General features: G+C 35.4%; 17 protein-coding genes and 1 tRNA gene. 2 read left to right on the forward strand and 16 right to left on the reverse strand.

All coding sequences use genetic code 11. The features are described 5' to 3' along the window. Positions 1-8: 8 nt before the first annotated feature. The 8 genes from OTK00_RS07095 to OTK00_RS07130 form a co-directional block, all read right to left on the reverse strand. Complete coding sequence (locus tag OTK00_RS07095; protein ID WP_045169650.1) at positions 9-956, reverse strand: aldo/keto reductase; 948 nt, start codon at positions 954-956, stop codon at positions 9-11. Beyond that, the gene (locus OTK00_RS07100; RefSeq protein ID WP_268760744.1) at positions 943-2397 is read right to left on the reverse strand and encodes a hypothetical protein; all 1455 of its coding nucleotides are present in this window, start codon (positions 2395-2397) and stop codon (positions 943-945) included. The genes OTK00_RS07095 and OTK00_RS07100 overlap by 14 nt, the downstream gene beginning before the upstream one ends. Continuing rightward, positions 2390-2644 carry an IreB family regulatory phosphoprotein gene (locus OTK00_RS07105; protein ID WP_045169652.1) on the reverse strand — a complete coding sequence of 85 codons (255 nt, stop codon included), beginning with the start codon at positions 2642-2644 and terminating at the stop codon, positions 2390-2392. The genes OTK00_RS07100 and OTK00_RS07105 overlap by 8 nt, the downstream gene beginning before the upstream one ends. Before the next feature lie 72 nt (positions 2645-2716). Beyond that, a complete protein-coding gene (locus tag OTK00_RS07110; protein WP_045169653.1) occupies positions 2717-3532 on the reverse strand; it encodes a TrmH family RNA methyltransferase in 816 nt (271 codons plus the stop codon). Positions 3533-3568: 36 nt separating this feature from the next. Then, a complete protein-coding gene (gene rplT / locus OTK00_RS07115) occupies positions 3569-3925 on the reverse strand; it encodes a 50S ribosomal protein L20 (RefSeq protein ID WP_045169654.1) in 357 nt (118 codons plus the stop codon). Positions 3926-3965: 40 nt separating this feature from the next. Further along, a complete protein-coding gene (rpmI, locus tag OTK00_RS07120; protein ID WP_045169655.1) occupies positions 3966-4163 on the reverse strand; it encodes a 50S ribosomal protein L35 in 198 nt (65 codons plus the stop codon). Between the two features lie 28 nt (positions 4164-4191). Then, on the reverse strand, positions 4192-4692 hold the full coding sequence (gene infC, locus OTK00_RS07125) for a translation initiation factor IF-3 (protein WP_045169656.1): 501 nt from the start codon (positions 4690-4692) through the stop codon (positions 4192-4194). A 258-nt stretch (positions 4693-4950) separates the two neighbouring features. Then, entirely contained in the window at positions 4951-5532 is a 582-nt protein-coding gene (locus OTK00_RS07130) for a YdcF family protein (protein ID WP_045169657.1), read from the reverse strand. Positions 5533-5698: 166 nt separating this feature from the next. Here OTK00_RS07130 and OTK00_RS07135 point away from each other — a divergent pair. Next, positions 5699-5775, forward strand: a tRNA-Val gene (locus tag OTK00_RS07135). A gap of 31 nt (positions 5776-5806) precedes the next feature. On the opposite strand, the gene truA is transcribed toward OTK00_RS07135, so the two are convergent. From truA to OTK00_RS07155, 4 genes are read right to left on the reverse strand one after another with little or no spacing between them, the layout of a single operon-like run. Further along, positions 5807-6541: a tRNA pseudouridine(38-40) synthase TruA gene (gene truA, locus OTK00_RS07140; protein WP_045169658.1), complete on the reverse strand. Its 735-nt coding sequence runs from the start codon at positions 6539-6541 to the stop codon at positions 5807-5809. Between the two features lie 7 nt (positions 6542-6548). Continuing rightward, positions 6549-7337: an energy-coupling factor transporter transmembrane component T family protein gene (locus OTK00_RS07145; RefSeq protein ID WP_082054636.1), complete on the reverse strand. Its 789-nt coding sequence runs from the start codon at positions 7335-7337 to the stop codon at positions 6549-6551. Continuing rightward, positions 7337-8209 (reverse strand): energy-coupling factor transporter ATPase, encoded by an 873-nt coding sequence (locus tag OTK00_RS07150; protein WP_045169660.1) that lies wholly within the window; start codon positions 8207-8209, stop codon positions 7337-7339. The genes OTK00_RS07145 and OTK00_RS07150 overlap by 1 nt, the downstream gene beginning before the upstream one ends. After that, positions 8194-9030: an energy-coupling factor transporter ATPase gene (locus OTK00_RS07155; RefSeq protein ID WP_045169661.1), complete on the reverse strand. Its 837-nt coding sequence runs from the start codon at positions 9028-9030 to the stop codon at positions 8194-8196. The genes OTK00_RS07150 and OTK00_RS07155 overlap by 16 nt, the downstream gene beginning before the upstream one ends. 184 nt (positions 9031-9214) lie before the next feature. Between OTK00_RS07155 and OTK00_RS07160 the strand changes: the two genes are divergently transcribed. Beyond that, a complete protein-coding gene (locus OTK00_RS07160) occupies positions 9215-9403 on the forward strand; it encodes a hypothetical protein (RefSeq protein WP_045169662.1) in 189 nt (62 codons plus the stop codon). 74 nt (positions 9404-9477) lie between these two features. Here the strand turns inward: OTK00_RS07160 and OTK00_RS07165 are convergent, their stop codons facing one another. The 4 genes from OTK00_RS07165 to thiI form a co-directional block, all read right to left on the reverse strand. Next, positions 9478-9774, reverse strand: coding sequence for a hypothetical protein (locus OTK00_RS07165; protein ID WP_045169663.1), 297 nt, complete (start codon positions 9772-9774; stop codon positions 9478-9480). A gap of 71 nt (positions 9775-9845) precedes the next feature. Further along, positions 9846-10961, reverse strand: a complete 1116-nt coding sequence (locus OTK00_RS07170; RefSeq protein ID WP_045170189.1) for an aminopeptidase — start codon at positions 10959-10961, stop codon at positions 9846-9848. A gap of 25 nt (positions 10962-10986) precedes the next feature. Further along, complete coding sequence (locus OTK00_RS07175) at positions 10987-11709, reverse strand: pseudouridine synthase (protein ID WP_307188840.1); 723 nt, start codon at positions 11707-11709, stop codon at positions 10987-10989. Further along, positions 11702-12880 carry a tRNA uracil 4-sulfurtransferase ThiI gene (thiI, locus tag OTK00_RS07180; RefSeq protein WP_045169664.1) on the reverse strand — a complete coding sequence of 393 codons (1179 nt, stop codon included), beginning with the start codon at positions 12878-12880 and terminating at the stop codon, positions 11702-11704. The genes OTK00_RS07175 and thiI overlap by 8 nt, the downstream gene beginning before the upstream one ends.

Below are 12880 nucleotides of genomic sequence, written 5' to 3' on the forward strand. Positions count from 1 at the left end.
CAATTTTTCTAAATTATCTTGAGCGCAAACACGTTGCAGTACCTGCTACAGTATCCACAGCATAAGCATTTTGTATAATCAACAGTAACTTTGCCATCCTTCAGTTTCAGTGCTTTTTGATGGCAATACTTTACACATCTGCCGCACCCTTCACACCAGCTTTCTACATGAAGCCTTTTTGTTTTTATATTTTCAAGCAGCTTTTCATCTAAATACACTTTCCTTTCTTCAAAACATTTTATGTTGTAATCAATTTCAAATCTGCTTTGCATCCCAACAGCAACAGAGTGAAGATATGGAAAGTCAAATACAAACTCAAGAGCATTTTTGAAATCCGAAAGAAGATTTCCACCACCAAATATTTTCATTGCAAAAATTCCTTTACCTAACCTATATGCTTCTTTTACAGCCTCAATCATCTGGTAAATTGTGCCATCCACAATCCCAATTCCTTTGAAATTGAATATTGGATGTATTACTTCAATCTCAGAATACTTGAGTGAATCTTTTACTGCTTTGATATAATGTGTGGATATACCAAAATGCCTAACATATCCTTTTTCTTTTGCCTTCAAAAAGTATTCTATCGCCTCATAGTGCCCTTTAAAGGTGTGATCACCTTCCTGTTCATGCAACATAAATAAATCGATGTAATCAACATTCAACTCTGATAGTGCTTTTTTCAAAGATGCTTCTGCAGACTTTTTATCATAAGCATATGACTTTGTTGATATCACCGGTCTTTTCCCACCTATCTCAATAGACCTTCTTATATATTTGTATGTATCATAGAGTTCAGCCGTATCAACAAAGTTAATCCCTCTTTGATAAGCATATGCTAATAGCTCTGCTCCTTCGTCAACAGGAAGATTTTTCTGAAGAGGTCCTATGGTCAGTGTCCCAAAACAGAGCTTACTTACAACAAGAGATGTGTTTCCCAATTTAACGTACTCCATACCCATCCACCATCTTTGTATAATATATACCAAGAACAAAAAAACCCATAAGCAAGGCTATAATTATTGTGCCAGAATCGTTGACCAAAAACGAAAACAGTCCGATTATAAAAAATAACACAAATTTGTCTTTATGCGCTTTTACCGATGGCAGTATATCAAATCTATTTTGAATAACAATCCACAATAAAATCACAAAACTCAAAAGCACCGGTATTGTTAAAGGATAGCGGAAAAGATATGATAAATTCATTAACATCTTTCTTTTTAAAATAGAAACAAAAGTGCTATAATTTGCAAACGCATTGTATATGTAGCTATTTTTAAGAATCAAAACCATTGCAAGTGGAATAAAGGCAAATATAACTGCCAGTGTTTTAATTTTATGTTTTTCTTTGATAAATGCAAATACTGCAATGCCAGCTACAACAGAAAAAAATGCTCCAAAATTTACACCATAGTATGGAATTACTAAAACAAGAGCAACCAGGAATAAAGTTGCAAAAAGATTTCTAAAAGACATATTGCTGACAACTGATAATACAAATACAAACCCCATCAAATAGGCAAAAAATTCATTTCCAATCCCATAGAACCTGTTAGCAAGTGAAGGATGATATCCGGCTGTTGACAAAAGCTGGAGAATATTATCCATTAAAAATGCTTGCCCTAAGATTGAAAATATACCAAAAAGAGCACAAACAAGCTGTGAAATTTTCAAATCGAAACAAGAAGTGATGATTACTGTTAAAAAGAATATCAATAAAAATAAAAAAATATTGTTTACTTTCAGGATGAGCAAAGGAGAATAAATCACAAATATATACCCCAAAATTATGCTGGCTGGTATAAACCTCAAAAAGAACCTATTATATTTTCTATCAGGTTTCGAAAGAAAAACTACAGCACCTATCGCTGAAAAGATAACTATAATAACATACATTAATATTAAAAAACGATTTAAATACATAAGCTGATAATTTAAAATCCAAAAAAAATCCCATAACTTTACAATAAAATCTTTTGAAATAGCAAGGTTACCAATTTTCTCATGGTTTTTTATCAATTTTAAAAACTCTTTATCCAGTAAAAGTCCTTTTCTTTTTGTTTCAACTGATTTTTCTGTCCAAAAGCCATCTTTTAAATTGCTGCCAAAAACAAATGCAAGTTTGTTATCACCGCTGTACAAAAAAAATAAGCCTTCTTGTTCAGTATTAATAGCCACCCTGTTTTTTTCTAAATCCATACCATTTTTCTCAAGATAATGTTTAACACTCAAAGAATCCTTTGAATCTTTAAGCACAACAATTGTTGCAAATCCATTTTTCTTGTTCTTCAGTGCCCCTTTTACATATTCATAAAACTTGGAATTGCTGAAAACCCTGTTTTCAAATTTATAAAAATTCATCGAAAGACAATTAGCAAAAAAAACACTACTCAATATTATTGTCAATATAAAACTTAACAATCTCCTCCAGTATTTCATCTTTTTCAATTCTCCTTATAATTGAACGAGCGTTTTTATGGTTGGTAATATAGGTGGGGTCACCGGATATCAAATACCCAACAAGCTGAGCTATTGGATTGTAGCCCTTTTCTTTTAAAGCACTGTAAACCTCACTTAAAATCTCTTTGACTTTTCTTTCCATGCCATCGTCAAATGAAAAGTATTGTGTCTTATCATTCATTTCAAAATCCCACCTTAAATTAATTTTTAAGCCCTCATCCACCTAAAAAATCCGGATGAAGGCTTTAAAGATTTATTTTTTTCTGAGCTCATACAGCACAATTGCAGCTGCTATTGCAGCATTTAAAGATTCTGCTTTGCCAATCATAGGAATTTTAACCTTCCTGGTTGCATTTTCTAAAAAAAGTTTATCAGCACCTTTCGATTCGTTGCCAATCACCACTGCAAACCTGTCATCAACACAAAACTCAGAAATATCCAAATCTGCATACGGTGTTGTAACATACAAATAAAAACCTTTCTTTTTAAAAGCATCCAGAAGCTCTTCTTTTTTTACTTCTCTTATTATATCTAAATGAAACATAGACCCCATGGCTGAGCGAACTACCTTGGGATTGTACACATCTGCTGTGCCATCTACGGTAACAATACAATCAAATCCAAATGCATCGGCACACCTTATGATTGTTCCCAAATTGCCAGGGTCCTGTACAGCATCAACCACAACCACTCTTTTATACCCATCCAGGCTATCCAATTGTCTGTCAAAAAATGAACACTCTGCCAGAACCCCCTGCGGTGTTGTGGTGGTGCTTATGTGTTCAAAAACCCTCTCCGGCACCTGGACAATTCTTGGTATTTTCCCCGAATTAAAAAGATTCACACACCTGTTAAAAAATTCATTGTACTTTTTAACTGCTTCTTGCGAAAATACCAGAAGATTAATTTTCTCAAGGTTATATTCTATAGCTTCACTAACTACTTTTACACCCTCAACCAGAAAAGCTTTAAGCTCTTCTCTGTGTTTCTTTTCATGAAGTTTTCTCAATCTTTTTACATTCTCATTCTCTTTACTTGTTATAACCTCAATCCTTCTATTTTCGGACATCTTTAAATTCTTACCCTTTTGCACAGGTTATCATCATCAGCCGTTTATTTGCTTTTTAGCTATTTCAACAAGCTCTGCAAAAGCCTTTTGATCGTTTACTGCCATGTCAGCTAATACTTTTCTGTTAAGGCTAATTCCTGCTTTTTTGAGACCATTTATAAATTTGCTATATGAAAGACCATTCTGTCTTGCAGCTGCATTGATTCTTGTTATCCAGAGTCTTCTGAAATCTCTCTTTTTAAGTCTTCTGCCAACATATGCATATCTCAGTGATCTCATAACAGCAATATGAGCCTGTTTGAATATCTTACTCTTTGCACCCCAGTAACCCTTTGCAAGCTTCAACCACTTTTTATGTCTTTTACGTGCCCAAACACCGTTTTTGATTCTCATATGTCAGTTACCTCCCATTTGATATTTTATTTGGTTTTTCTTATAGATAAGGTAAAAGCTTCTTCACTGCTCTTACATTTGTAGAGTCAACAACAACCGTCTTTTTTAAGTTTCTCTTTCTTTTTCTCGATTTACCACTCAAAAGATGGCTTTTGCCAGCTTTCTTTCTAAGATATTTCCTGCTTCCACTAACTTTAATCCTTTTTGCAAGGCCTCTGTGTGTTTTTAGTTTTGGCATTCTGTTTACTCCTCCTCATCTAAAATTTTTATTGCTGTTTTGGAGCTATAACAGCTGTAATATTTTTGCCATCAAGTTTTGGCTTTTTTTCAACAATTCCATAATCTTTGACCATTTCAATAAACCTGTTTATTATCTCCTCACCAATTTCAGGATGTAAAACCTCTCTACCTCTGAAACGAATGGAAACCTTTACCTTGTCGCCATCCTGCAAAAACCTGATAGCATTCTTAACCTTTACATTAAAGTCATGGTCCTCTATTGTGGTTGTAAGTCTTACTTCTTTTACATTGATAACCTTCTGATTTTTCTTCGCCTCTTTTTCTTTCTTGGCAAGTTCAAATTTGTACTTTCCATAGTCCATTATTTTGCACACAGGCGGGTTTGCATGAGGAGCAATCTTAACAAGGTCAAGTTTTTTCTCCTCAGCAATCCTCAGTGCTTCCCTGATGCTCATAATACCAAGCTGAACTCCGTTCTCATCAATCACCCTTACTTCTTTGTCTCTTATCTGCTCATTAATTGGCAAATTTTTATTATTTATATCAAAACACCTCCTGAAAAATAAATAACATATACTAATTTAAACAAAAAGTGGATAGAAGCATAGTCTATCCACTCAATAGGCGTACTTTGAGCCCACCTCTGGCTCAAACTCCTATTGACCTTCCGACATCACAAGCGTCGGATAGGTGAGAAGCGATAGACTTCTACTTCTTTTTTACCTCTATAAGAATATCACAAGTAGCAGGATAATGTCAATACATTCACTTTTACTAAATGTTCTCTACTTAAAGCAGGAAAGATATGTATACAAAACTGCTATCCCTTCCCGTAAATAACCACGAATCTCCTCATGAAGATACTGACCCACATAAACTCCGGACAGGCTTGCCTGTATTCCAACCCTTCTTGCAATAATACTTGCCCTTTTCAAGTGAAACTTATTTGACACAATCACTGCACTTTTCAAAGCGTATCTATCCATAAGCTTTTTGGAAAATAACAAATTTTCATAAGTTGAAAAAGATTTATTTTCGATAAGAATAACCTCAGATGGCACCCCTCTTGTCACAAGGTATTCTTTGCCAGCCTCTGCTTCAGAAATATATTCCCCCTCTCCTTTTCCGCCTGAGACTATTATATATCTGCCAAAACCTTTATTATAAAGCTTCAGTGCTTCATCAAGACGGCTTTTAAAAAACGGACTTGGAAAGTTTCCATACACAGCACACCCCAGTACAATGATAGCATCAGATTTTTTTGGTTTGCTAATCATACCAAAGTAAATTATCATAAGCTCCACCAAAACAAATATTAGAATTATACTGCTAACTGAAATTCCCAAAAATTTTACAACCCGTTTCATTATCTGCCTCCCCATACTGTATTACTACCAATATATAAAATTTTTCCATTAAATATTTTCTCTGCTCTCAAAGTTAAAATCAAGCGCTTGTAGTTATTCAATTCTATTTGCAAATTTTAAAAATCTGTGCTATAATAAGTACTGCTAAAAGTAAATAATAACCGGTGGGGATATAGCTCAGTTGGTTAGAGCGCTTGCTTGACATGCAAGAGGTCATAGGTTCGAGTCCTATTATCCCCACCATTTTATTTTCCCAAATAAGAACTACATGCGTTCAGTAAATGACATCTACAAGATAAAGCCCCCATGGTGGAAGAGTTTTACCGGCTCTTGTTCTATCTTTGCTCTCTATTATAAGTGGAATGTCAGTGGGTTTTATCCTGCCAGCACCCACATCCAAAATTGTCCCAGCAATTATTCTTGCCATATTGTAAAGAAACCCATTTGCTGTAATGTATATGGCAATACATTCATTCTCAAATGTCAGATAACAATCAAAAATTTTACGCACCTTTGAGCTTGTTTCACTGCCACTTGAGCAGAAGCTACTGAAGTCATACTCACCTATAAAATACTCACAGGACCTTTGCATTGAGACTATATCAAGATCATATGGAAAGTAATAAGCATAATTTCGTAAAATGGCAGGTCTTGTTCTGTGATTATAAATGAGATACTTGTAAGTCTTTTGCTTTGCACTGTAGCGTGCTGAAAACTCAAGCGAAACCTCAATTGCATCCTTGATTGAAATATCATTTGGAAGAACTGAATTGAGCGCAAAAGGAAATTTCTCTACTGGGATTTTGCTTGCTGTTTTAAAATTTGCCTTTTGAGCAAGAGCATGTACTCCTGCATCTGTACGACCTGACCCCACAAGGTTTACCTTTTCTCCAGTTATATTTTTTATCGCCTCTTCAATAACACCCTGTATTGTTTTCTTATTGGGCTGTCTCTGCCATCCAAAATAGTTTGTTCCATCATATTCAATTGTTAGAAGAATATTTCTCAAAAAGTTCTCACCTCACTATTATGGCTAAAGCTATTAAAATTGCTGATATCAAAAACGAAATATAGTCGTCCTTAGAATACTGGAGCTTTTTGAGTTTTGTTCTGCCCTCTGAACCCCTGTAGCATCTTGCCTCCATAGCAATTGCCAGCTCATCTGCTCTTTTAAATGCCGATATAAAAAGCGGAATCAAAAGCGGCAAAAGAGACTTTGCTCTTTTTACAAGTCCTCCACTTTCAAAATCAGCACCTCTTGACATTTGAGCCTTCATAATCTTGTCTGTCTCTTCATAGATTGTAGGAATAAATCTAAAGGCAATTGACATCATCATTGAAATCTCATGAACAGGAAATCTGAGCTTCTTTAAAGGTCTCAGTAACTCTTCCAAAGCATCTGTTATCTCTATTGGAGAGGTTGAAAGTGTAAGCAGGCTTGTAGAAAACACAAGCAGTAATAGCCTTATTATTAAAAAAAGTGAAAGAATTATTCCTTTATCGGTAATGGTCAAAGCCCAAAATTTTACTACAGGTTTCCCTTGAGTCAAAAAAAGATTAAAAATAACAGTTATCAAAATTAAAACAAACACTGGTTTGGTACCGCGCAAAAGTAACATTGGGTTTGTCTTGGAAAAGATGGTCCATAATACTATCAAAGCAAACAAAAATACATATCCATAAAAATCACTAACTGCAAATATCGAAATACAGAAAAAAATCAAAATTATTATCTTTGTACGCGGATCAAGCCTGTGCACAAAAGAATCCCTTTTGATATACTGACCAATTACAAAGTCCACCATTATCTCCTGTCACCTTCTTTTGTAATGTTTCCCGCCAAATTTTTTACGATTATGTCTGCAACCTTTTCCACCTTGTACTCAAATCTTTCTATCTTAAAGCCTCTCATCTTCAGTCTGTGCTGAAGATACAATACATCCGGAGCAATTAAACCACTTTTCTCTAAAAGCTTGATGTTTTCAAACACCTCATGTTTTGGTCCATCAAAACTGATCTTTCCATTATTTAATACAATCACTCTCTCGCACAAATTAGCAACATCTTCTAAATTGTGTGAAATAAGGATTACAGTTTTACCCTTTTCTCGATGAAGTCTTTCTATAATATTGAATATCCTCTTTCTTCCCTTCATATCAAGCCCAGCAGTGGGTTCATCCAGAATTAAAACTTCGGGGTCCATTGCCAAAATTCCGGCAATTGCAACTCTGCGCTTCTGCCCACCAGAAAGCTCAAACGGTGATTTTTCCAGGATAGACTCGGGTATCTCTAAAAGCTCACAAACCTCTTTGACTTTTCTTTCGATTTCCTTATCAGAAAACCCCAAATTTCGGGGTCCAAATGCAATGTCTCTATACACTGTCTCTTCAAAGAGTTGATATTCAGGGTATTGAAAAACAAGTCCCACCCTTTTTCTAATCTCTTTTATCCTCTTTTTATCCTTGGTATTTATTCCATCAACAATTACATCCCCCTGCTGAGGCAAAAGAAGCCCGTTCATAAGCTGAACAAGAGTTGATTTCCCCGAACCAGTTTTTCCTATTATACCGATAAACTCACCTTTAGAAATTGTGAGGTTTACCCCAGATAATGCTTTTTTTTCAAATGGTGTTTTATCTCCATATATAAATTCAACATTTCTCATCTCAATGAACATAAAAATCTCTCCATTTCATCAACTGTCCAGATTTCTTTTTCTATATTGATTCCCCTGTTTTTAAGCTCATAAGAAAGCTTCAGGATCTGAGGCATGTCAAATCCCATTTCATAAAACCAGTCAAACTTCAAAATCTCTTCTGGAGTCCCCACATATTTTATTCTTCCATTCTCCAAAACAACCACCCTGTTACCATATACCATCTCATCAATATTATGAGTAACCATGACTATAGTCTTTTTCTCTTCTCTGTTAAGTCTTAAAATAGTCGAAATGACCTCTTTTCTACCTTTCGGGTCAAGCATAGAAGTTGGCTCATCCAAAATTATGCATTCCGGTTTCATTGCCAGAACTCCGGCAATTGCAACCCTTTGTTTTTGTCCACCGGAAAGCTTGTAAGTTGCATGGTTTCTGTACTCTGTCATTTCAACAGCTTCAAGTGCTTCACTTACATTTCTTATTATCTCTTCACGTGCAAGCCCCAGATTCTCTGGACCAAAGGCAACATCTTCTTCAACTATTGAAGCAACCAACTGGTTGTCCGGATTTTGAAATATATAACCGCACTTTCTTCGTATATCCCAAATTCTATTTATATCCTTAGTACTAATACCGTCCACCAGAACGTCACCTTTTTCAGGTATCAAAAGCCCGTTTATAAGTTTTGCAAAAGTCGACTTCCCTGAACCGTTGAGTCCCAATATTACAACAAACTCTCCCTTTTCAATTTCAAGGTTTATATCTGTCAATGCAGGGCTTTTATTACCATCCGAACCTGTATATGAAAAATAAACATTCTTAAATTCTATGAAGCTTCCCATATTTTTTATCTCCTCAAAATTTTTAGAATATTAGCATTAAAAATTTTTCCACAGGCCAAGCTACTCTTTATTATAGCAAAGATTTTGAAGTTTAAATATACCTGTATTTTTAAAGTATTCGTGCATACATCGAACATATTGATAAGAAAAGGGGTATAATATATAGTAGAAGGGGGGATGAAAAATGTTTGCTCCCAGATGCGATATATTTTTTGATACAAACCTGGTAAATTTAAAAGAGTTTTCTCTTCCAATCGAAACAAAAAATGCGCTGTTAGAAGAGTTCTCGAAAATTGAAGATGTTTCAAAAGCAAAAAGTCACCTAATAGATGAATTAAAAGAACTTGATGAAAAGATAAAGGAAATTCAGTAAAGCATAGAGTAACAAGCAAATAGAATATTAGAAATAAGGGGATGCAGGCTGCGCATCCCCTAAAATACTTTATACTATTTTGGTACGCTACTTCTTTTTTTGTATGTGTCCTTGAATATTTCATAGTTTCCGAATGATGCCATGCAAATTAAAACTGAATTAATCAAAAGCAGCAGTATATCTTTTACTGTATTTTTATGAGGTATAAATACAAAAGACAGTATAAACGCCACGAAAAATGTGTAAATTCTGATTACATAGTCTTTACATCGTTTTTTGAATATATCTTTTGTAAACTGAACAATAACATTTGTAGCAACTGTAATTCCCGCAAATGTGCCAAGCTCCTGAGCTGAGAAGTAGCTATCCAAAGTTTTCTCACCCTATAAAATTTTATGTCCACTTTCATGTTATTCATATGGACCCAAATTTGTGAAAAACCTTACTTCAGCTTTTCAGGGTTTAAATCTTCAAGTTCAGGTATTACAAACCTTCCATCTTTTCTTATAAGTTTTCCATCAAAATAAATCTCCCCACCACCATATTCAGGAGTTTGAATAAGTACTATATCCCAGTGCACGGCTGACCTGTTTCCATTGTCAGCATCTTCATAAGCACTGCCCGGTGTAAAATGTATGCTCCCGGCTATTTTTTCATCAAACAGCGTATCTTCCATGGGCTTTGTAATGTATGGATTAAGACCAATTGAAAACTCTCCAATATACCTCGCACCTTCGTCCGTGTCCAATATCTTATTTAGCTTTTCTGTATCATTTGCAGTAGCTTTTACAATTCTCCCATCTTTAAACTCAAATCTGATATTTTCAAACCTAAAACCTGCATAGTTTGAAGGTGTATTATAGGTTATATAGCCATTGACAGAGTTCTTAACCGGCGCAGTGTATACTTCACCGTCAGGTATATTCATATGCCCATCACACTTGATAGCCTTCATACCTTTTATGGAAAATCTGAGGTCGGTATCCTTTCCTACTATTCTTACTTCATCTGTTTTTTCCATAAGCTCAACAAGCCTGTCCATCGCCTTTGACATTTTTCTATAGTCAAGATTGCAAACATTGAAATAAAAATCCTCAAATGCCTCCTTGCTCATCCTCGCTTGCTGTGCCATGGAATAATTGGGGTATCTTAAAATACACCATTTTGTCTTTGGCACTCTTACCTCTCCATGCACTCTGTGAAGCCAGATTTTTTGGTACAAAGCCATCTTCTCATCCGGCACATCACTGAGTTCAAACGGATTCTGACTTGATCTAATACCTATATATGCATCCATCTGTTCCATAAGTTGTTTCTCGTTTTCAGCAATAACCTCTATTTGTTTTTCATTTGCGTTCAAAAGAAGCTTTCTCAGAAGACTTTGATTTTTAATCCACAAAAACGGAGTTGCACCTTTTTGATACGAAACCTTTATAAGTTCCTTAGCCAAATCAATTTCCTCACCGATTAGCTCTATTAAAATCTTCTCGCCAATTTTCAAATCAACAGAATACTCAATGAGATTTTTAGCAAGGGTTTTTACTCTTTCATCAACCAATCTCACCGTCTCCTTTCCAAAATCTTCACTTTTCAAACACCTTGTTTGCCATATTTTCATCCAAAAAAACAAATTCTCCTTCTTTTAGCCTACCAAGCTTAAGCTTACCTATTGCAACTCTTTTAAGGCTCAACACCCTGTGCCCAATTGCATCGCACATCTTCCTTACCTGCCTGTTTCTACCTTCATGAATTTTTATCTCAACAAGTGAGCTCTGTTTGAAAACCTTCAAAACTTTAAGCTTTGCTGGTGACGTCAGCTTTCCATCAATCACAAGACCCTTTTCAAACCGCTCAATTTCATCTCTGGTTGGCACACCAGAAATTAAAGCAATATACGTCTTTTCAATATCATGCTTTGGATGTGTAACCTTATATGCAAACTCCCCATCATTTGTGAGAAGTATAAGCCCTGTTGTATCAAAATCAAGTCTTCCAACCGGAAACACTCTAACATCCACTTTGTCTTTTACAAGGTCTATAACTGTTTTTCTGCCTTTCTCATCCTTTGCAGAAGATATAACACCAAATGGTTTGTTTAGCATTATATATATCTTTTTCTGTACCGGGACAAGTTTTTTACCATCGACAAAGACCTCATCCTTTTGAGGGTCAACTTTAAATCCAAGCTCTGTAACCGTTCTTCCGTTTACCTTTACTCTTCCCTGGAGAATAATCTCTTCACATTTTCTACGTGATGCAACGCCACAATCAGCCATAAACTTCTGAAGACGAATCAAATCACCTATCTTCTATCACCATCCATTCAGTATTTGAGATGGCATTTTCTATTAACAGTTGAATATCCAATTTTTCCTCTTCTTTTATAACTTCCTCAAGCCTTGGTTTTGTCTTCGGATGTTTTGGAACAAATACTGTGCAGCAATCTTCATATGGCAGGATTGAAATATCATATGTGCCAATATTTTTTGCAATCCTTATTATTTCCTTTTTGTCCATACCAACAAGAGGTCTTAAAACCGGCACTGATACAGCGGCATTTGTGCATATAATGCTTTCCATTGTCTGGCTCGCAACCTGTCCAATGCTCTCACCGGTAACAAGTGCCATACCACCGTTTAATTTGGCAATCCTTTCTGCAATCCTCATCATAAACCTTCTCATAATAATTGTGAGGTATTTTTCATCACATTTCTCATAAATAGTGGTTTGTATTTCAATAAAGGGCACAATATAAAGTTTTAGTTTATCTGTGAACTGTGCCAAAACTTTGCAAAGGTCAATCACCTTTTCTTTTGCCTTTTCACCTGTATATGGAAAGCTGTAAAAATGCACCGCCTCTATTTCAACACCTCTTTTTGCTATCATAAACCCTGCAACAGGGCTGTCTATCCCGCCAGAGAGCAAAAGATGCGCCTTTCCACCTGTGCCAAGCGGCATACCACCAATACCCTTCTCTTCCGATGAGTATACATATGCCTTATCTCTTATCTCTATCTTTACTTCAAAATCCGGATTATGAACATCTACCACAAGCCCATACATGTCAGCAAGATTTTTAAGAAGATGTGCTCCGACAAGCCTTGAAATCTCAAGTGATGTAAGCTTGAATGTCTTGTCAGCCCGCTTTGTTTCAACCTTGAAGGTCCTCTTACCTTTTTTAATCTCATTAAGAGCTGCATTTAAATCTGCAGATTTTATAGCCTCTATCTCCTTTTCTGCAACCTCACAGATGGTAAAACCCACAAGACCGAAAACCTTCTTTAACCTTTCAATTGCAAAATTGAAATGGTCTTCAGAAAGATTTTCAATAAATATTCTTCCCTGTTCTTTTTTAATTGAGATATTTTCAATATTTTTCAGTTTTTTTCTTATGTTTTTTATAAGCCTTTTCTCAAAAAAAGGACGATTTAATCCTTTCAGAGCAAGCTCTCCATATCTTATTAAAATAGCCTTCAT

Origin of the sequence: Caldicellulosiruptor morganii (genome assembly GCF_026810225.1) — a bacterium.
Taxonomy (GTDB): domain Bacteria; phylum Bacillota; class Thermoanaerobacteria; order Caldicellulosiruptorales; family Caldicellulosiruptoraceae; genus Caldicellulosiruptor; species Caldicellulosiruptor morganii.